At 50.3% G+C, this 20675-nt stretch carries 15 protein-coding genes; 8 read left to right on the forward strand and 7 right to left on the reverse strand.

The features are described from left to right. Positions 1-79 precede the first annotated feature (79 nt). A complete protein-coding gene (locus BTJ40_RS14025; protein WP_192879423.1) occupies positions 80-4969 on the reverse strand; it encodes an NAD-glutamate dehydrogenase in 4890 nt (1629 codons plus the stop codon). Between the two features lie 314 nt (positions 4970-5283). Here BTJ40_RS14025 and BTJ40_RS14030 point away from each other — a divergent pair, with 314 nt between their 5' ends. The 6 genes from BTJ40_RS14030 (at position 5284) to BTJ40_RS14055 (ending at position 12590) form a co-directional block, all read left to right on the forward strand. Beyond that, positions 5284-6255, forward strand: coding sequence for a MoxR family ATPase (locus tag BTJ40_RS14030; protein ID WP_108733680.1), 972 nt, complete (start codon positions 5284-5286; stop codon positions 6253-6255). Continuing rightward, complete coding sequence (locus tag BTJ40_RS14035; RefSeq protein ID WP_108733681.1) at positions 6255-7229, forward strand: DUF58 domain-containing protein; 975 nt, start codon at positions 6255-6257, stop codon at positions 7227-7229. Before BTJ40_RS14030 ends, BTJ40_RS14035 begins: the two co-directional genes overlap by 1 nt. Positions 7230-7326: 97 nt before the next feature. Further along, positions 7327-7902 (forward strand): DUF4381 domain-containing protein, encoded by a 576-nt coding sequence (locus BTJ40_RS14040; RefSeq protein ID WP_157954074.1) that lies wholly within the window; start codon positions 7327-7329, stop codon positions 7900-7902. Continuing rightward, positions 7895-8935 carry a VWA domain-containing protein gene (locus BTJ40_RS14045; protein ID WP_108733683.1) on the forward strand — a complete coding sequence of 347 codons (1041 nt, stop codon included), beginning with the start codon at positions 7895-7897 and terminating at the stop codon, positions 8933-8935. Before BTJ40_RS14040 ends, BTJ40_RS14045 begins: the two co-directional genes overlap by 8 nt. Before the next feature lie 2 nt (positions 8936-8937). After that, entirely contained in the window at positions 8938-10827 is a 1890-nt protein-coding gene (locus BTJ40_RS14050; RefSeq protein ID WP_238152218.1) for a VWA domain-containing protein, read from the forward strand. A gap of 14 nt (positions 10828-10841) precedes the next feature. Further along, the gene (locus BTJ40_RS14055; protein ID WP_238152008.1) at positions 10842-12590 is read left to right on the forward strand and encodes a BatD family protein; all 1749 of its coding nucleotides are present in this window, start codon (positions 10842-10844) and stop codon (positions 12588-12590) included. 44 nt (positions 12591-12634) lie between these two features. Here the strand turns inward: BTJ40_RS14055 and BTJ40_RS14060 are convergent, their stop codons facing one another. The 6 genes from BTJ40_RS14060 to BTJ40_RS14085 form a co-directional block, all read right to left on the reverse strand. Then, positions 12635-13405: a glycosyltransferase family 2 protein gene (locus BTJ40_RS14060; protein ID WP_202862813.1), complete on the reverse strand. Its 771-nt coding sequence runs from the start codon at positions 13403-13405 to the stop codon at positions 12635-12637. Between the two features lie 81 nt (positions 13406-13486). Next, positions 13487-14443 (reverse strand): GDP-L-fucose synthase, encoded by a 957-nt coding sequence (locus BTJ40_RS14065; protein WP_108733685.1) that lies wholly within the window; start codon positions 14441-14443, stop codon positions 13487-13489. A 3-nt stretch (positions 14444-14446) separates the two neighbouring features. After that, positions 14447-15562 (reverse strand): GDP-mannose 4,6-dehydratase, encoded by a 1116-nt coding sequence (gmd, locus tag BTJ40_RS14070; RefSeq protein WP_108733686.1) that lies wholly within the window; start codon positions 15560-15562, stop codon positions 14447-14449. A gap of 77 nt (positions 15563-15639) precedes the next feature. Beyond that, positions 15640-16509, reverse strand: a complete 870-nt coding sequence (locus BTJ40_RS14075) for a glycosyltransferase family 2 protein (protein ID WP_108733687.1) — start codon at positions 16507-16509, stop codon at positions 15640-15642. A 357-nt stretch (positions 16510-16866) separates the two neighbouring features. Then, positions 16867-17958, reverse strand: a complete 1092-nt coding sequence (locus tag BTJ40_RS14080) for a glycosyltransferase family 1 protein (RefSeq protein ID WP_108733688.1) — start codon at positions 17956-17958, stop codon at positions 16867-16869. Next, positions 17951-19009, reverse strand: coding sequence for a glycosyltransferase (locus BTJ40_RS14085; RefSeq protein ID WP_108733689.1), 1059 nt, complete (start codon positions 19007-19009; stop codon positions 17951-17953). The genes BTJ40_RS14080 and BTJ40_RS14085 overlap by 8 nt, the downstream gene beginning before the upstream one ends. A gap of 214 nt (positions 19010-19223) precedes the next feature. On the opposite strand from BTJ40_RS14085, the gene BTJ40_RS14090 reads away from it, so the two are divergent. Together BTJ40_RS14090 and BTJ40_RS14095 are read left to right on the forward strand one after the other, a co-directional pair. Beyond that, the gene (locus BTJ40_RS14090; protein WP_108733690.1) at positions 19224-19991 is read left to right on the forward strand and encodes an ABC transporter permease; all 768 of its coding nucleotides are present in this window, start codon (positions 19224-19226) and stop codon (positions 19989-19991) included. After that, positions 19988-20674, forward strand: a complete 687-nt coding sequence (locus BTJ40_RS14095; RefSeq protein WP_108733691.1) for an ABC transporter ATP-binding protein — start codon at positions 19988-19990, stop codon at positions 20672-20674. Before BTJ40_RS14090 ends, BTJ40_RS14095 begins: the two co-directional genes overlap by 4 nt. Position 20675: the final 1 nt, after the last annotated feature.

Genomic DNA, 20675 nt, shown 5'->3' on the forward strand with positions numbered 1-20675 from the left:
CTTCAAAGTGAACAGGGGGGCTCTCTATTGTGGTGACCGTTCTGCAGGGGCCTCTGAGCGGCCCCTGGACTCTATTACGCTACTGTTCTGCCAGGGTTTCCCGGTCCGCAGTGGCATTTGCGAGATACATAAGCTCACGCAAAGCTACAGTGAACATGGCGAAGTCGCCGACAGAAGCAGACTTCAGTTCAGCAATCATATTGTGCCAGCGTTGAATTGCGGGCGCCATGATAGCGCTCCAGCGGGACATTGCACCCTCTACATCAAGATTTTCAGCCTTGCCCAAACGGAGAATGTTCACCGCCAGCGTCGACAACTGACTATCCAGGTCATCCATACTGGTTTCCCGAGCCTGGGCCTGCCAGAAGCTGTCCACCGGCAAGTCCACGATCAGGTTCCCAAACCAGTGCAGGTTCAGCTCATCCGAAAGCCTGAAGTAAACCGTGGCAACTTCCTCTACCGGAGTATCGCTGGCTCTCGCCGATTCAGAGATACCTAGCGCTGAATAGAGGTAGGTGGGGGACGCCGATAGCAGAGCCAGGGCCTCTGGCACTCCCGCTTCCAGAAGTTTCTGGTAACGCTGCTCCCACTCATTCAGAGGCTCACCACTCAAGACCTGCGGCAGCGCTTTAATAACCCGCTGTACTGGCTCCTGGAACAGCTCACAATTGTTAGCCGGCTCCAATTCATTACGGCGGTTGCGCAGGAACCAACGGGTTGCCCGGCGCACCCGACCAATCATGGCGTTCAGAAGCTCCGTTTGCAGCTCCGCTGGCACCTTGTAGTCCAGGGCTGCAAGCTGCTCCTGAAAGTCGTACATTTTGTACACATCGCGGGCGCTGACATAAGCGGCCGTCACATCGTTGACATCGGCACCGGTAGCAGTACTGATCCGGTTGTAGAAAGTGATACCCATACTGTTAACCATCTCGTTGGCAACCTGGGTAGCCACAATCTGGCGCAACAGCGGATGGTCATAGACCTGGTCGCGATAGCGCTCTACCAACTTTTGCGGGAATGCGGACTCAACCGCAAAACGCACCCGCTCGTTGTCGGTAATTTGCGCATTTTGCAGTTCTTCTTTCAATTTGACTTTCACGTATGAAATCAACACTGACAACTCAGGGCGAGTCAACGACTGCCCCTTGTGTTCGCGCTCTGAAATCTGCTCATTGTCCGGGATAAACTCCAATGCGCGGTTCAGTCGGCCGTCGTCTTCCAAGGTGTTGATGGTTCTACGGTACTCATCCAGGCGCTTGGCAACCTGATACTCCGCCACACTGAGGGCAAAAGTCTGCTCGTAATTGTTGTGCAGCACCAATTCACCGACTGCATCGGTCATACCGTTCAGCAATTCATTACGCTGCTTCTCCGTCAAATCACCTTGCGCAACCACCTTATCAAGAAGGATCTTGATATTTACTTCATGGTCAGAACAATCCACGCCCGCGGCATTATCGATAAAGTCGGTGTTGCAGCGCCCACCATTAAGGGCAAATTCAATACGTCCACGCTGGGTCATACCCAGGTTGCCGCCCTCACCAAAGACCTTGGCGCGCAACTCTCGACCATCAACGCGCAGATGATCGTTGGACTTATCCCCGACTTCCGTATCAGTCTCGGTGGTGGCTTTAACATAGGTGCCAATACCGCCGTTCCAGATCAAATCCACCGGCGCTCTCAGCAAGGCGCTGATGAGTTCATTAGGATTCAGTTGGTCCTGCTTTATATCAAACGCTTCCTTCATCTCGGGCGTAATAGCAATGGCCTTGGCCCGACGCTCGAAGATGCCGCCGCCCTTGGAGATTAATTTGCGCTCATAATCTCTCCAGCTTGATCGGGGCAACTCGAACAAACGCTGACGCTCTTTGAAACTGGACTCTGCATCCGGATTCGGATCGATAAAAATATGCAAATGGTTAAAGGCTGCTTTCAGGCAGATATGCTCTGACAACAACATGCCGTTACCAAAAACATCACCGCCCATATCGCCAATACCGACAACAGAGAAGTTCTCTTTCTGCACATCGACCCCCATCTCACGGAAGTGTCGCTGCACCGATACCCATGCTCCGCGGGCTGTAATACCCATTTTCTTATGGTCGTAACCCTGGCTGCCACCGGAGGCAAACGCATCGCCCAGCCAGAAGCCATATTCACCGGCAATGCCATTGGCTATATCGGAGAAAGTCGCCGTCCCTTTATCCGCTGCTACTACCAGGTAGGGGTCATCCTCATCCCGACGGACAACATACTTGGGCGGTACAACTTCGCCATCTTTCAGGTTGTCAGTGATATCCAAAAGACCGCGGATAAAGGTTTTGTAGCAGGAAATCCCCTCTTCCATCATGGCTTCGCGGCTGCTGTCGGTAGGTGGGCGGCGTACGACAAACCCGCCTTTGGCACCACTGGGCACAATGACCGCATTTTTCACCGCCTGAGCTTTTACAAGGCCCAGTACTTCTGTACGAAAATCCTCCAGACGGTCAGACCAACGCAGGCCTCCACGAGCGACTTTGCTGCCGCGCAAGTGCACACCTTCCACCCGCGGAGAGTAAACAAAAATCTCAAACTCCGGGCGGGGTTCTGGAATGCCGGGAATATCGCGAGGACTGAATTTTATCGAGATGTAGTCCTTGGGCTGCCCTTCACCGTCCACCTGGAAGAAATTAGTGCGCAGGGTCGCCAGGATTAATTCCAAATAACGGCGCAGAACCAAATCTTCATTCAGGTTATCAACCGTATCCAAACCATCGTGAATTTTAGCGATCAAGCGCTCGACACGGGGCTGCTCCTGCTTGCCGGTGCTTAAACGAGGATCGAACATCGCCCTAAACAGAGCTACCAGATTGCGGGTGATATCGACATGGTTTGCCAGGGTAGCGGCAATATAGCTCTGACTGGCACCAGACTTGGTTTGCTTCAAGTAGCGCGCGTAGGCGCGAAGCATGGACACCTCTCGCCAGTTAAGACGGGCTGCCAGCACCAGGCGATTAAAGGCATCACTCTCCGCCGTATGATTCCAGATTGCCGCAAACGCATCCTGGAAAAGTCCACGGGATGCCTGTGCATCAATTTTGGTAGGCAGGCCAAATTCCAGATGAAACTCGTGCATCCAGACATCGGTATAGCCACGGGGTCGAATGGTATAAGGGAATTCACCAATAACCCGCAAGCCCAAATTTTCCAACACTGGAATCACATCGGACAGAGTCAGTCCGCTGCCCCTGTTAAATACTTTAAAGCGCAGGCTGCCCTGAGCTGCTCCCACCGGTTGGTAAAAACTCATTGCCACCCGGTTTTCTTCACTCAGGCTCTGAACGGCTGCAACATCCTGCACGGCAATGCGAGGTTCAAAATCCTCTCGGTAACCGGCTGGGAAAGCTCGTCCAAAAGTGCGATAGAGTCGGCTGCCCTCTTCTTCCCCGCTATTTTCAATCAGTGATCTTTGGAAAACATCTTCCCAGGAGCGGGTAATATCCACAATTTGCGCCTCCAGCAGCGCGACATCTAAATCGACAGGCTCATCGGGGGATACGCGGAAAACAAAATGCACCCGCGCGAGGATGGACTCGGAGAAGAAAGTGGTGAAATCCGAATCTTTCGCATTGATCGCTTTGGCAATATGCGCACAAATAACCTCGCGCACATCACTGTTAAACAGTTCCCGGGGAACGTATACCGTGGCAGTAACGAATTTACCGAAGGGGTCACGGCGCATAAACAGGCGAAGGTGCGCGCGCTCATTTAATTGCAGCACCCCCATTACCACGTCAAACAACTCTTTGGTGCTGCCTTGGAAAAGCTCATCCCGTGGAAAAGTATCGAGGATCCGGCGCAGGGCTTTACCATCGTGCCCCTGCCCAGAGAATCCGCTGGATTCAATAATCGATGCCATCTTACGGCGAATAATCGGAATTTTCGCCGGGCTCTCAGTATAAACCGGCGAGGTATAAAGCCCCATAAATGCCGCTTCACCGATCACCTCACCATCAGTGTTGTAGCGCTTGATCATGACGTAGTCGGAGTAAGCCGTGCGATGTACCCGCGACTTTACCGAAGACTTGGCAAATGTCAGATAATTCGGCCCCTGATAGAAACGCTGTTTGCCCTCACTGAAAGAAGTTTCCAGCATAGGCGCGGCCTCTTCCAGCTTTTTGAAAATACCGAGCCTGCGATCCTCTACTTCATTGAGAATTTTTTTATCCCCAACAACACTGAATTCGTATTCGCGATATCCCAGGAAAGTAAAGTTACCGTCACGCATCCACTGCAAAAATGCACTGGCTTCCAATAGATTGGTATCTTCCTCCGGAAGGCCCGCCTGCAACTGCCCCTCCATCGCACTGCATGTCTCCAGCATGGGGACATAGTCGTCTACGACCAGTTCAACATCGCCGAGCACGTCTTTCAGGCCCGTCATCAGACTCGAAGCAAACTCCGATGAAGTGTCGTGATTAATCTCGACATAAATCATCGCCTCATTAGAGATGCTCTTGCCTTTTGGCTGCGGCTTTTCACCCAGCAATTCTTCCTCTGGCGGCAACAGGCGCGTCAGTTTTCCCTTGGCATCCCTTTGGACGCGAACCACGGTACTCTTTATCGAATGAGTTACCGTATTTCGCCGATTGATCTCCATACGAATGGAGTCCACCAGAAAAGGCATATCACGCTGAAGTACACCAATCACTGTGTGAGAGCACTGCCATCCATCGTCCTCGAGACGGGGATTAAAAACCTTTACTTTGGGAAGGCCACCCGGACGCTGCTGAATAAAGTTCCACCAGGTGTATATGCAGCCATAGACGTCAACAAGACGACGACCGGCCAGATCCTCCAAGGGGTACTGGTTGAGGAAATGTTGGGCAAAAGCCACAACGGGTTCGGCCTCGCTGGTCAGCTTGTCACGAATCAGCTCGCATACCTGCGCAACCAATTCTTCACGGCTGTCGGTAATAACCGTCGCCATATTCACGGGGAACCTCCCAATCTCATTTTTGTCACATCGAATCCAAACACTGTAAATCCGAAAAGATCATCATCTCAGCCCATACGCAGCTGCAGGGTCGAGTCCTAAAAATTACACTTCAGTCAGACATTGAGGAGAAGTCCATTCCACCTCAGAATCCAGTCGGCTCACCAGAGGCCATTGGCTCAAGAGTTGCCTCTCCATTTGGTGCCGCTAAAATCAACAGTCGCCACCTTCTGGGCGGCGACTATATATAGATGGTAGAAAGCCAGCCAGGTCCGTGCGGCGGCTAAATTCTCAGAAGAAGAGATACTATGGAAGCGAACCAGACTATTAGGGATCATATCGCCGCATTGGGCGATTGGTTGGAAAAGCAGATTATCGGTCAAGAAAGATTGGTTAACCGATTGCTGATCGCCATGCTGGCCGATGGCCACCTTTTGGTGGAGGGAGCGCCAGGCCTGGCCAAAACCAAGGCCATTAAAACACTGGGCGAAGCTATTGAGGGTGACTTCCATCGCGTTCAATTTACGCCAGATCTGCTTCCGGCGGATATTACCGGCACCGACATTTACCGGCCGGAAACCGGAGAGTTCCATTTTCAGCCAGGTCCAGTGTTTCACAACCTGATCCTGGCCGATGAGATTAACCGCGCGCCAGCCAAAGTTCAGTCGGCGCTGCTCGAAGCTATGGCAGAGCGGCAGATCAGTGTCGGCCGAAAAACTTATCCCCTTCCCCAGTTATTTTTGGTAATGGCTACCCAAAACCCTATTGAGCAGGAAGGGACTTATCCTCTGCCAGAGGCGCAATTAGATAGATTTCTAATGCAGGTAAATCTTGCCTATCCCGATGCGGAGGCGGAAGCAAAAATCCTGCGCCTGGCCAGATCCGAGGCTAGCCTTGGCGAAAATCGCCCCACTGAAATTATCAGCCAGGAGACCATTCTCCAGGCCCGCAACCAAATTCTGGAAATGCAGATGGTTGAGGCCGTGGAAACCTATACTGTCCAACTTGTCATTGCTACTCGCGAGCCGGCGAAGTATGACAGCGAGCTGGCATCATGGCTAGATTTTGGTGCAAGTCCGAGAGCAACAATTGCACTGGATCGCTGCGCGCGAGCTCATGCCTGGCTCGCAGGGCGCGACTACGTCACTCCAGATGATGTGATGAATGTCGCCCCGGATATTTTACGCCATCGCCTCCTGTTAAGTTTTGAAGCAGAAGCCGCAGGAATTACTACCGACCAGGTAATTGAACGTTTACTTCAACAGGTTCCAGCGATCTGATGGCCGCTGAAGCACCCCCTACTGAACTCGACCTGCGCGGTGCCTACCCCGAGGTAACACCCCTGGTACAAATGCGCTACGCCGCACGGCAGTTGCAATTATTTAAGCCGCGCCTGGCCCGCAGTGATCAGGCCGGCAGCCTGCTCACTCGCTATCGCGGTCGCGGTATGAATTTTGAGGAAGTGCGGGACTACCAGGCTGGAGATGACGTACGCTCAATTGATTGGCGCGTAACAGCTCGGACCGGCCAAACCCATACCAAGCTATATCAAGAGGAGCGGGAGCGTCCGGTGGTTATCCTGCTGGATTTACGCTCCCCTATGTTTTTTGGCAGCCAAAGGGCGTTTAAATCGGTAACTGCCAGCGGCATCGCGGCAGCACTGGGCTGGGCTGGTTTACAACACAGTGATCGAATCGGAGCACTGCTTTTTTCCGACCAGGAAATAGACACAGTGCGCCCGCGGCGCAGCCACCACGCCGTGCTTTCGATGATTCACAATACAGTTGCGCGTGCAGCGGAACTGAGCAGCCCCATCCCCGAAAAGGGCAGCCAATCACTAAAAACTCTACTCGAGGAAGCGCGAAGAATCGCGCGCCCCGGTAGCGCACTCTTCTTAATCAGTGATTGTCACGATCTCGACGATACCTGCTCACAGCCACTCTACCTTTTATCACGGCACGCTGACCTCCAGGTACTGAGGATATCGGACCCCCTGGAGCAACATCTGCCCGGCCAATCCCTCACCATATCTGACGGCCGCCAGCGCACATTCCTTCATTCCGGCAATCGGCCGGTACATGAACATTTTGCCGAAAAGCAGGCCCGCGCCCGAGCCGATGTTGAGCAGTTATGCCAGCGTTATCGACTGCCGCTGCTGGACTTTGATAATACCCAGCCGCTTATCCCGGCACTGATGTCCGTCTATGGCTCGCGGCAAAGAAACGGCTGGCAAAATACGAGAAGGCCCAAGTAGTAATGATTCTGAAAGTGCAGATAAAGCTGACCGCCATTATTCAGGCGAGCGAAGGAGCGAAGGCAAAACGCACTGGCAATTTAATTGAGGGTCAGTCGTGATAAGAGGAAGCCTTCTGCCAAAACAAATGCAATCTCCGGCTCCACAAGCGCCTTCACCAGAGGCCCAGGAGTTGTTATCGCAACTCCGAGATATACAGGAGCCCACTGCGGTTAATTGGTGGCCGCCCGCTCCGGGCTGGTGGATATTGGCCGTATTAATTCTGGCCTGCCTGGTCGCAGCCACCCTGTGGTGGCGGCAGCGACGCAAAAAAGCTGAGCGCAATCGCTACCGTTTAGAAGCGGCCTCACTGCTCGCCACAGTAGATGTTGAACAGGTGGGCGCGGTGCCAGAGATTAATGAAATACTTAAGCGAGTGGCAGTTACTACCTATAGCCGTACAGAGTGCGGCAACCTTATCAGCACAGCATGGATAGAGTTCCTGAAAAAGTCAGCCCCGCTTGAGTTTCCTATCGATGCACAGCAAGCGCTTCTTGAAAACCTCTATCGCGGCAGCTGTGACCCGGACAAAAACCGAGCGCTACAGGAATATGCCATTTTATGGGTGAAACAACACGGACAACCCACCAAAAACCGCCCACAACACCAGGGCGGGGAGGCAGCGCATGTTTGAATTCGCCTGGCCATGGGTTTTCTTTTTAGCCCCACTCCCACTGCTCGCCCGCTGGCTGCTACCCCGCTCCAAACCAATGAGCAGTGCCCTGAAGGTGCCATTTTATTCGGAACTATCCCAACGCGGCGGCGGTGAACAAAGCAATCTGCTCAATCTCTTTTTGCTAATTCTGATCTGGCTGCTTCTGATCAGTGCTGCAGCACGTCCCCGATGGTATGGGGAGCCGGTATCTCAACCCAGCAGCGCAAGAGACCTCCTTATTGCCGTAGATATTTCAGGCAGTATGGAAACACCCGATATGGTAATTAATGGGCGACCGGCGATGCGTATCAATGCAGTAAAACAGGTGGTTGGTGACTTTGTTGAACGGCGCAAAGGTGACCGTTTGGGGCTGGTACTGTTTGGTACTCGCGCCTACCTGCAAGCCCCACTCACCTATGACAGAGAAACTGTAGAAACTCTACTAAAAGAGGCACAGATCGGCTTCGCTGGACAGGGAACTGCCATTGGGGATGCTATTGGTCTATCGGTCAAACGCCTGACCCAGCGCCCCGCAGACCAACGCGTACTGATACTGCTCACCGACGGTGCCAACACTGCGGGAGAAGTCTCCCCACTCAAAGCCGCCGAACTGGCACAGCAAGCGGGAATTACTGTCTATACCATCGGTGTTGGTGCCGATGAGATGGTCCAACCCGGACTTCTGGGGAGTCGTTTTGGTAGCCGCAGGATTAACCCATCGCGAGACCTGGACAGCAAGACACTACAGGAGATTGCCGACAAAACCGGTGGTCGCTACTTCCGCGCACACAACCCCCAAGAGCTGGCAGAAATCTATGCCGAACTCGATAAGCTGGAACCTGTCGAACAAGAGGCGGAGAGTTACCGGCCGATGAAGTCCCTATTTACCTGGCCCCTCAGCATCGCCCTGTTACTTGCAGGCATTTGGGCTTTGGTTCCCCTGGTAAGCAACCTGCAACTACCCGCTAAGCGTGAAGAAGATAGTCGTACTAACGGAGGTCAGGCCCAGTGAGTATGCTCGACCTACTCCAGTCCTTTCACTTCCTGCGCCCAGGCGTTCTGTGGCTGCTGCTCCCCGCAGCGCTCCTATGCTGGGGACTGGCAAAAATGGTGCTTAACAGCGCCCAACTGCAAAAGGTGATCGACCCGGACTTGCTCCCCCACCTTTTACTGCGCGGTGGAAGCAAAAGGCCCTGGCTATTTGCGTTAATCTTTGCACTGCTGGCCGCAATGATCATCGCACTGGCGGGCCCCACTTGGCGCAAGCTGCCGACTCCGGTATATAGCAACCAGGATGCCCTGGTAATACTGCTGGACCTGTCGCCGTCCATGATGGCGACAGACCTCTCCCCCAACCGGCTGACCCGCGCCCGCCTAAAGGTTTTGGATATCCTGCGACAGAGAAAGGACGGCCTCACCGCACTCGTTGCCTATGCCGGAGAAGCCCATGTCGTCACCCCTCTTACCGAGGATACGGCCACCATCGCCAACCTTGTTCCAGCGCTATCGCCCTCAATTATGCCGGTCCCAGGAAGCAATATTGAAATGGCTGTCAACACAGGAATTAGACTGTTAAAAGACGGAGCTGCCGGGCAAGGACAGCTGCTCGCCGTTACCGATGGAATAGACCCTATGGCCGCCGATGAAGTGGCCAAGGCACTGTCCAGTGCAAAAGTCGAAATGAGCATACTAGCCGTGGGTAGTGGAGAGGGCAGCCCAATCCCTCGAGGAAATACCGGCGGATTTGTGACCGATAGCAAAGGCGCCATCGTCATCTCCAACTTCGATACCGGTGAACTTCGTCAGCTTGCCCAGTCCAGCGGGGGACGCTTTGCCAAGATCACAGTAAGTGACAGCGATATCGACTACCTGCTGCCAGAAGCTGGCAGCCCCCAACAAGCGCAATTGACGGAAAGGGAGTTCGACCAATGGCGGGATGAGGGGCCGCTATTGCTCCTGTTAATACTACCTTTCGCGGCCCTACTCTTCCGCCGGGGAGCCCTGGCATGCACCCTGCCCGTACTGCTGCTAACTGGAGTTCCAAATGAAAGCCAGGCTATTGAATGGCAGGATTTATGGCAACGCAAAGACCAGCAAGGCCAGCGCCTATTGGAAGAAGGACAACCAGCAGAGGCCGCACAAGAGTTTCACAATCCCGAATGGAAAGGCACTGCCAACTATCGCGCGGGCAACTACGCAGAAGCCCAGGAAAATTTCGCCCAAAGCGGTAACTCCCAGAGTTTGTACAACCTTGGGAACAGCCTGGTACAGCAAGGTGACTACGACAAAGCTATCGAAGCTTACGATGAAGCCCTGCAAAAGCAGCCCCAGTTTGCCGATGCCGAACACAATCGGGAGATTGCTGAAAAGCTGAAAGAGCTGCAAGAAAAACAGCAGCAATCCCAGCAGCAATCCGGCGAACAACAGCAGAGCGAGCAGGAACAGAACCAGCAAGGCCAGCAAGGCCAGCAGCAAAGTCAGGAACAACAGCAAAACCAGGAACAGCAAGCGGAGAACAACGAGCAACAGTCCAGTGAACAACAGCAACAGGGCAACAATCAACAGCCCTCTGTTTCACCGGAATCCTCAGAGCAACAGCCCCAAGGTGAAGAGCAGCAGGGCCCTCAAGAAAAGGGCCAGGAAGAGCAGGAAAGCGAGCAACAACAAGGTAAGAAACAAGGTGAAGAACAACCGCCGGAAGGGGAATCGCAACCTACAAGCGCAGAGGAAAGCCCACTCGACCAGGAAACCCAGCAAGCTCTGGACCAATGGCTCCGTCAAATTCCCGATGATCCAGCCGGCCTGATGCGCGAGAAGTTCAAATACGAGAGCCTGCAAAGACGCCGCGCCTATCGCAGCGGGGAATGGGAGCCACCAGAAAACGGGGCAACACAGAGATGGTAGAGAGCAGCAGAGCAATGTCGCTGGATTCAAGGACACTGATTTCAAAACAGACTATGGACGCATTCACCAACAACCGAATAAAACTTTGGGGCCTCCCGCTCAGCCATGTCTTCGCTATGCTGCTTCTTGCAATAGCGCTTTGTGTGTCGACATCGGTTTTAGCAAGCGACCTCAGCGCAACGGTAGATAGAGATAAGATTGGAATTGATGAGACAGTCAATTTACGCGTGCGTTATTCAGGGGATAAAAGTGGCGGGCAACCGGACTTTTCACTACTGGAACAGGATTTCGATATTCTCTCTCGCCAGCAGTCCAACCAATACCGCGTGATTAATGGACGTGCGGAAAGCTTTGTCGAGTGGGTACTGGCCCTAGCCCCCAAACGGGAAGGAAAATTGTTTATCCCTTCTTTTAACTTCCAGGGGGAGGTTTCCGATGCGGTTCCCGTTACAGTCACCGAGGCCCAAAGCGGGCCCAACGGCGGTGAAAAACAAGCATTCCTGGAGGTGACGCTCGACAAGGAGGAGGTCTATGTCCAGGAGCAACTGCTGGTGAAAATTCGCCTTTTCACCACTATCGGCTTACACGATATCGCGACGGAACCCCTTAAGATCGCCGGTGCCCATGCAGAAAAAGTGGATGAGCAGCGATATGAACGCAAGCTCAATGGCGTCAGCCATGCAGTCTATGAAGTCACTTATGCGGTTTTTCCAGACAGTTCAGGCAAACTAAGTATCCCCGCACTGACCTATGTCGCCATCGCTGGACGCAGGGATCCCTTCTCACTGTTTAATCGCAACAGCCAGCGACTTCGGCTCCGCTCCCAGGAAAAATCTATTGAAGTACTACCAAAGCCTACCAATTACTCGGGTAGCCAATGGCTACCGGCAGCCAGTCTCGGTATAGTTCAAAGCTGGAGCCAGGACCCTGATACTTTCGCCGTGGGTGAGCCAATTACGCGAATCCTTACCGTACGCGCTGAAGGGCTTAGAGCCGCTCAGCTACCCCCACTGCCTAAACTCAATGTAGATGGCCTTAAAACTTATCCAGACCAACCGCAACAGGAGGACCAGGTTGGCCCCAATGGCGTAACAGGAAGTCGTATAGAGACTACTGCGATAGTGGCTACACAACCCGGGGACTACGAGCTACCCCCGATCACAGTGACCTGGTGGGACACCAAAGCCCAACGACAACGTACCACTCAACTACCGTCATTCCGCTTCTCTGTTTCCGGCACTGCAGCACCTATAGCCAGTGATAACGAAACCACCGCTGGGGCCCCTCAGGTAGCCCCCCCCCCTGAACAAGTCAGCACTGTGAGTCGCTTCTGGCGCAACCTGGCCATTATCGCAATTGCCTCTCACTTACTGTGGGTGCTGTACTTTTTCTTTCAGAGGCGCAAATTAAACCAACAAATAACAAACAACAATATACAAGCCCCTGATTTGCACCGTGAAACCAGCGCACTTAAGAGAGCATTGGACAGTGAGGACCCGAGCCACATCCAGCAAGCCTCACTCAAGTGGCTTTACGCAAAATGGCCAAAACTGGAGGGGAAGAGTTTAACTGAGGCCACAAGGCTGCTGCACATTCCAGAATTGGGGCAACTCCAATCTGCACTGGATGCCTCTATCTACCAATCACCGGCCAGCCCTTTGGATATTCAAAAAGTGAGAAGTATTGTTAATTCGCTACTTAAGGCTAAACCTGAAAGCGAATCTAGTGAGCCAAGTGGCGCCCTGCCCTCCCTATTCTCTTGAGGGAGCCCTCCAAAAAATCAAATGGGGAATAACGGAGTTGGCCTTCACCGTCTCTGGGTAAGGCCAATTCCAGTATATTCGAGCAGCTTAAGAGGTACTTTGAATAGAATCAGGAAAAAGTTTGTGTAGATATGATTTTCTTTGCAAGCTCGGACAATTTCCAGGTTTTGATGAATGCGCCCCCAAACACCTTGAGAACTAACGCCCCCTTCACGCATTTTTACAATGCATTTTGGTAGGCGCCTGAAGCTAATTTTATCCCGATAAAGAAAGCGAGCTAGCAATTCAAAGTCTGCCGCAACCCGGTAGTTGGTTTTATATAAGCCTAGCTTTTTATAACAATCTCGCCGCACAAAAAATGTAGGATGGGGCGGCATCCAGCCCCAGCGAAATCTAGAAACCCTAAATTTACTGGAGCCATAAAAACGTACTCTTTGACTTAAGTTATTGCGAGCCACAATCTCCAAGTCTGCATAGACAGATTGGGCCCCCGAAACTAAAAACTCATTAACAACATTTGAAATCACACGATTATCAGAATAGATATCATCGGAGTTAATTGTGCCGACTATATCGCCAGACGCCAAGCGTATGCCTTTATTCATCGCATCATAAATGCCCGAGTCTTTTTCAGACACAACTACCGCAACTTGGTCTTTAAACTCAGATATTATCTCTAGTGTTCCATCAGTGGAGCCACCATCAATAATTACATGCTCAATATTTGCATAATCTTGAGCCAACACGGATAGAATTGTGTCGCGAATGGTGTCAGCACTATTTAGACAAACCGTTATCAGGCTTATTTTTATCACAAAAAGTCTCAAGTTGTCGTTTCGTGAAAAGTAAAACCCCTCTTGAGAACTTTAGTACAAATTACAATATCTGACATTCGATCAACACAAAATACTTCTATACCAATCGTATGTTTTCTTTAACCCTACCCCCAAGGAAGTCTGGGAATCCCACCCCAACTTCGATAGCTTTGAGGTGTCTAGCAACTTCCGCGACACACCATCAGGCATTGACCTGTCAAATGTAATATTTCCCTCAAACCCAATGATCTCGGCGATTAAATAAGCCAACTCCTTGACAGTGCAATCCACCCCAGTACCCACATTTAGGTGGGAGCACATAGGCTCTGTCACGGATCGATATACTCGATCTTCCAAATCCATTACAAACACCAACGCATCAACCATATCCTCTACATAAAGAAATTCTCGTCGAACATCACCACTCCCCCAAATCCTGACATTCTGCAGCCCTTCATTTTTGGCCTTATGGAAACGATATATTAATGCAGGGATAACGTGTGAATTTGCAGAGTCAAAGTTGTCATGTGGTCCATACAGGTTTGTCGGCATAACACTACGATAGTTACGCCCATACTGCCTTGAGTAGGATTCGCACAACTTAATTCCGGCAATCTTGGCAATAGCGTAAGGCTCGTTAGTCGACTCCAACCTACCACCAAGCAGGTCCTGCTCCCGTATCGGCTGGGGGGAATTCCTTGGATAAATACAAGACGACCCAATAAACAGCAAATTTTGGATATCAGCCTTATGAGCCTGATGGATTACATTGCCCTGAATCATCAGATTCTGGTAAATAAAATCAGCTGGGAGCTTGCTATTCGCCAATATGCCCCCCACTTTTGCCGCAGCCAAATAAACAGTATCAATCGACTCCGAATTAAAAAAATCAGAAACAGCATCAACATCTGTCAAGTCCAGTGAATCTCGTGGGCAAGTAATGACTTCACAGTTTTTTACCGGTCTCAGCCTCTGAATTAATGCCGAACCAACCATACCCCGATGACCTGCGACAAAAACTCTTTGGGAATATTTCACTAATTACTCCTCAAAAATAGGCTCAGTGCGATAACCATTCCCAGCCAACAACAAATTCCGCTTCGCTTCCCTCAAATCATACTTAACCATTTCCCCAATCAAATCTTTCAAGGTTGTTTTAGGTGTCCACCCCAGCTCTTGTCGAGCCAATGAGGCATCACCTACTAGTGACGCCACTTCTGTCGGGCGAAAATAACGAGAGTCCACTTTAACAATTATGTCTCCACACTTAATTGCTGGAGCATCTTCCCCCACAATTGAAGCAACAACACCTACCTCTTTCTGCCCCTCCCCATGAAACTCTACCGCTATCCCCAACTCTTGAGCACAATTACGAACAAAATCCCGAACGGAATATTGAAGCCCTGTAGAGATAATAAAATCCTTAGGACTTTCTTGCTGCAACATCAACCATTGCATTTCAACATAGTCTTTAGCATGCCCCCAGTCCCTCAGCGCATTCAGCTCCCCCAAATACAGGCACTGCTCTAAACCCTGGGCGATATTGGCCAAACCCCGAGTTATTTTTCGGGTAACAAAAGTTTCACCACGACGTGATGACTCGTGATTAAATAAGATTCCGTTACAAGCATATAGGCCATAGGCCTCGCGGAAGTTGACCACAGTCCAATAGGCAAACAATTTTGCAATTGAGTATGGCGAGCGAGGGTAAAAAGGAGTGCTTTCATTCTGAGGGGAAGTTTTGGCAGCGCCATAAAGCTCCGACGTTGAGGCTTGGTAAAATCTGGTTTTATCCAACCCCAGAAGACGCATCCCCTCTAGTATTCTGAGGGTTCCAAGCCCGTTCACATTTGCAGTATATTCAGGGCACTCAAAACTGACCGCAACATGTGACTGGGCACCCAAATTATAGATTTCATCAGGCCGCACCTCCTGAAGAATTCGGGTCAAATTACTCGTATCAGTAAGGTCTCCATAGTGAAGAAAAAACCTTCTACTATCATCTTGCGGCCCTTGATACAAGTGATCTATGCGGCTCGTATTAAATGAAGAGGACCTTCTTTTAACCCCATGAACCTCGTACCCATTCGCCAATAAAAATTCAGCTAAATAAGAGCCATCCTGGCCTGTTACACCTGTTATTAGTGCTTTTTTCATTTCTCAGCCTGTTAAAATTATTGGTACACAAGCGCACTACCTCTCCACAACCAATACCTTCCGAACATTTACAACGATCAATGTCGCTCAGGTTTCGCCCCTAACATCAGGCGAGCCATTTCCCAGATCTCAACCCCCCACAACCTCAACTGAACGAAAATTGCCAACAATCTATAACCAATATAAACTTCCCTTTTCCTCCAAAAAAATATAACCGATCTTACCGGTGGAAGAAGGGTATATAGAATCAACTGAAACCTCCCCACCCCTCGAGAGACAAAAAACTGCCCTCCCTTTATCCGCTTTGCTTTTGCAGCAACAGATCGCCAAGAGCATCTAACTCGATGATGGACAAAAGCAGATTTCAAAAATAAAATTTGATAGCCCCTCACCCTCAATCTTCTACAAAATTCAAAATCACCACTTGAAAAGGAATTCTCACTAAATCCACCAAACTTCAAAAACAAAAACCGATCCACAACCATATTTGCTGTAGCTGCAACTCCTGCAGATACGTAAACTTCTTGTGGTATCCCTCTCATAAAATCATAGACTTCATAGATATTAGAGAACCCATGCTGCTTCTGACTTCTCACATCACCTGCAAATAACTTTACACCTCCTACCGAACACCTAATCGCCCTATCAATTCCAGCTATCCACTTTGGATCCGGCAAGCAATCAGCATCCGTAAATATAAGCCAATCTCCATCAGCTAACTCTGCCCCTCTATTTCTTGCCGCATAAGACCCAGGCTTTTTGCACTCTCCAGTCTTAATCTGAAAACTTTCTCCTCCCAATAAAGATGGAGACCTACCATCATTTGATATCAGTACAAGCTCAAAAAGGTCTTTTGAAATTACCTGAGACTCCATGCAACGAACCAAGTCCTCAATGAAGTGCCACTGCTGATAAACCGGAACAATCACGGAAAATTTAACCTGCATAGCAGCACCAATCGCAGATGTTGTCAGACATTTGAATCATCACCACTGACTAAACGATTAGCACAACGCCCGGAATTAGCAACCCACAACTTTAGCTGACAAATAGGATGGGCGGGGGTTTCAACAACTAGATCAGGAGAGAGATAGATGGGAATTTCGGCAGCAGCCAGAGCAATTAGAGATTGACAACCTTAAGAGAACGCCGAAATAATCACTGGAGAAATAAATTCGAATAAACCTTATAGCCCCCAAACTTGAAACTGCAGAACACAAATATACAGCAGAGATTAGCAAGAGACTGAACTAAACGGGGGGGGCGCAAAAGCTAGCTCTATAACAAAGATGAACCGAAGTCAGCTAGCCGTTAATAGCAGCCTGCTCCAACACCTTTAAGGTGGCTTCCGCTGCTCGATCCCAAGAAAACTCATGCGCCCTAGCACCTGCAGACTCCTGAAGGCTATGGACCAAATCCAAATCTGAATGCAGCTGATGGATACCATCAGCCATGCTAGAAACCGAAAGAGGATCGACTAAAATAGCCCCATTTCCAGCCACCTCGCGCATAGCGCCAACATTAGAGGTCAAAACCGGAGTATTCTGTGAAAACGCCTCAACAATAGGCAACCCAAAACCCTCGTAAATCGAGGGCATAAGCAGAGCTCTAGCATTGCGATACAAGCCACTCAACTCGTGGTCAGGCACATAACCCTGCACCTGTACCATTTCCCCTAAACTCAACCCCTCAATAATCTCACTTAATCGAGGTAACCCCCAGCCTTGCCCACCGCAAATATAAAGCGGCAATGCTTCTGGTGAAGCTGCATCCAAATAAGCTCGATATGCAGCTAACAAACGCTCCAAATTTTTACGGGGCTCTAGAGTACCCACAAAAAGGAAGTACTCTCCATCAACTCGGTCAGTGGCATCTTTTAAGAAAGGCGCTTCGGGAATAACAACAGTCTTACCCACAGATTTCGGCATTAACTCTTTCAGCTCATCGGCAGTAAACGCAGATACCGCAATAACCGCTTGCGCCGAACTCACAGAAGGGGGCATCAACCCCCTTTCAAGGTATTTACCAAATACAGACATAGTTTCAGGAAAGCGCGCCCAAACCATGTCGTGAATCGTCACAACCCGACTTATCGAAGAAGGCATCATCAGTGGCAAATGATGCCTGGGGGACCAGAATACCTGCAAGTCATCATGCCTAGCCCAGGATGGGAAGCGGGCTTGGGCAAAAAGAGTACCCAACGATTTACGCCCAACCCTCCCTGTCCGCACGACCACATTAGCAACCTCACAGAACTTCTCAGGGAGTGGCGCATCACTATAAAGGAACCATTCATGCCCGCTTTTTACCATACGCTCAATAAGAGCTTCCGTATAACGGCCAATTCCTGTAGTGACAACTGACAATGGCCTGGCATCAACACCAATCCTAAGCACAGGAGCTCCGATCAGAGTCAATCACTTCACCGCCAACGCCACAACCTAGAACCTCCCGATAAAGCTCTTGATATGATGTTCGCATCTTCTCGCCCGTGAATAGAGCTTCATAACGCTGGCGGGCTGCAGACCCCATTATCTTGGCTTTTTCAGGGTTAGAATTGAGATCATTCATGGCATCCCGGAGCGCAACGCTATCCCCTGAAGGTACCACATGACCGGTTACCCCATCTTCGTTCACAAAGCTGGTGCCCGTCCCTATCTCACAACTTATCAGCGGCTTGCCCGCCATAAGCCCCTCAACCAAGGTGACTCCAAAGGCTTCAGAGCGCAGGTGGGAAGGAAAAACTACAGCACCACAAAGTCGATACAATGCAGCTTTCTCCTCATCAGACACAAACCCCAGGAACTCCACATTCTCTAGCCCCAATTCAGAGACAAGAGAGCGCATACGCCCCTCTTCCGGCCCAGCCCCGGCAATTAGAATGCGACAGCCCGCTCCCTCAGCAGCACGAATCAGGTATTCAAGGCCTTTGTAGTAACGAAGAACACCAACAAAAAGCATAAAGCCCTGGCCATAGGTGCCCTCAATACGCTTCAAGTCGTCTTCACGCGGGAGCGGCAAGGTATCCTCATCAACCCCCAAGGGAATCACAGAGACCTTATGCTTCCAGCGCTGCAAAACAGGGCTTGTTGCCACATACTGCTCAGAAGTAGCGACGATACGATCCGCTTTGGCAAAAAAACGATTCATAAGAGGGGTATAAAGCTTCAGGAGCCACCTCTGCCTCACCACATCAGAATGGTAAGTCACAACCAATGGGCGCCGCTTGCCTGCGAACAGGTAGGCAAGATCGCCAAAAGGCCAAGGAAAATGCAAGTGCAACACTTTCGCCTTACTGCGCCATACATCCAGTAACAAACCGGGTCCAAAACACATGGACTTAAAAGAAAACCATCGGCGACTTGTTCGAACTTGCAGGCCCGACTCAATCTCATAGGAGCCAGGCCTGGAAGAGAGTGCTAACACCTCTCCTCCCGATCGGGCCATCTGAAATATGGCCTGTTCCAGCCCTCCGTGAGTTTCAGGAAGGAACGTCCTATAACAATGAGCTGCGGTTACTTTTTGTACCAAAATATGCGGCCTTTACAAATTTAACGTACTAGTTTACAGCATGTAAGCTGTTGTTTCTAAAGCTTTTCCTGTATATTTGGCGCTGTTGTGCCTTTATAATGCCACCTCTATTTGTAACCGTAACACCTGGATGCTTAAGAATCACTTCAATATTGTTTGGCTCAGGGGCGTAAACGCCTTAAAAGCAGACATGGAAAATACCTACCTGGGGACTGTCTGGTGGGTAATGGAACCGCTTCTTCTCACAGGGCTCCTCTATTTCGCATTCGCATCTGGATTCCGTGGCAACCAAGCTGGGGCAGAATTCTTAGCATTCTTACTATGTGGCATGCTCCCATTTAAGTGGTTTGCATCATCCATAAGCAATAGCGCCGAATCGATAGTCAACAACAAAGGGATACTTGGCCAGTTCTACCTGCCCAAGTGGATATTTGCCTGCTCAATCAATCTATCGATGCTCTTGAGGTTTATATGCGTCCTACCAATACTTTTTGGTGCGCTATGGCTCTCAGGATTTGCTCCGACAGCAGCATGGATCGGGCTTATCCCTGTTATTTTTTCACAGCTCATCATCAATTTGGGCTTGAGCCTGCTAGCTGCAGCAACAATCCCGTTGATACCCGACCTACGACACCTTGTACCTTTATGCGTGACCGGAGTGCTTTTCACCTCTGGCATTTTCTTTGATATCAGTAGCCGCCCATCAGAAGTTCAGGAGCTACTTCTACTCAACCCTTATGCTGAAATTTTTGATAGTTACAGAAAGGTCCTTTTAGAAAATCAAATACCTGAAATTGGAGATCTAGCCTACCCATTTATCATTGGTGCTATATCGCTTTTCTCTTCATTGGTATTGATTAAGATACTTGATAGAACTTATCCAAGAGTACTGCTATGAGTTCGCCAATATTAACATTCTCGAAAGTGGGGCTTGCCTACCGTGGAAAGTTGAGTTTATTCACAAAGCAGAATTGGGTACTAAAGGATATCTCCTTTGAGCTTCTCACAGGCGAAACACTTGGTATTGTCGGACGAAACGGTGCCGGCAAATCAAGCTTGCTTAAATTGCTCGCAGATATTATTGCTCCAAATACAGGAAAAATTCACAGGCAACCCCGAGTTAAATCACAGCTGCTATCACTTGGGTTGGGCTTCAATAAAAACTTGAGCGGTATTGATAATGCCCTTATGGCTCTGGTAACTCAGGGCAGCGGCATCCGACATGCTAAAGCTATGATCCCCGTTATCACAGAGTTTTCAGGCCTTGGCGACATAATTAAAGAACCAGTCGGCACTTTCTCTGCAGGACAAAAAGCTCGTCTCGGCTTCGCCACGGCAATTCATGCAACGCCTGATGTACTGCTACTAGACGAGATCCTCGGAGTCGGTGACAGGGAGTTTAAGCAGAAATCTGCAAAGGCTCTAAAGAACAAGGTGCAATCTAACCAAACTGTAGTTTTAGTGTCTCACTCCATCCAAACACTAAGGAAGTTATGTGACAGGGTCTTATGGATAGAGAGCGGAACAGTTAAGTCGATTGGTGAGGCGCAAGAAGTCTTAAGCATGTATGAGGCCGGGTAAC

Origin of the sequence: Microbulbifer sp. A4B17 (assembly GCF_003076275.1) — a bacterium.
Taxonomy (GTDB): Bacteria; Pseudomonadota; Gammaproteobacteria; order Pseudomonadales; family Cellvibrionaceae; genus Microbulbifer.

Coding starts and splice junctions, on each gene's coding strand:
- BTJ40_RS14090 (WP_108733690.1), top strand. CDS start 19,224: ATGCTTAAGAATCACTTCAATATTGTTTGGCTCAGGGGCGTAAACGCC.
- BTJ40_RS14025 (WP_192879423.1), bottom strand. CDS start 4,969: ATGGCGACGGTTATTACCGACAGCCGTGAAGAATTGGTTGCGCAGGTA.
- BTJ40_RS14035 (WP_108733681.1), top strand. CDS start 6,255: ATGGCCGCTGAAGCACCCCCTACTGAACTCGACCTGCGCGGTGCCTAC.
- BTJ40_RS14075 (WP_108733687.1), bottom strand. CDS start 16,509: ATGCAGGTTAAATTTTCCGTGATTGTTCCGGTTTATCAGCAGTGGCAC.
- BTJ40_RS14045 (WP_108733683.1), top strand. CDS start 7,895: ATGTTTGAATTCGCCTGGCCATGGGTTTTCTTTTTAGCCCCACTCCCA.
- BTJ40_RS14095 (WP_108733691.1), top strand. CDS start 19,988: ATGAGTTCGCCAATATTAACATTCTCGAAAGTGGGGCTTGCCTACCGT.
- BTJ40_RS14050 (WP_238152218.1), top strand. CDS start 8,938: ATGCTCGACCTACTCCAGTCCTTTCACTTCCTGCGCCCAGGCGTTCTG.
- BTJ40_RS14030 (WP_108733680.1), top strand. CDS start 5,284: ATGGAAGCGAACCAGACTATTAGGGATCATATCGCCGCATTGGGCGAT.
- BTJ40_RS14055 (WP_238152008.1), top strand. CDS start 10,842: ATGTCGCTGGATTCAAGGACACTGATTTCAAAACAGACTATGGACGCA.
- BTJ40_RS14085 (WP_108733689.1), bottom strand. CDS start 19,009: ATGGCCCGATCGGGAGGAGAGGTGTTAGCACTCTCTTCCAGGCCTGGC.
- gmd (WP_108733686.1), bottom strand. CDS start 15,562: ATGAAAAAAGCACTAATAACAGGTGTAACAGGCCAGGATGGCTCTTAT.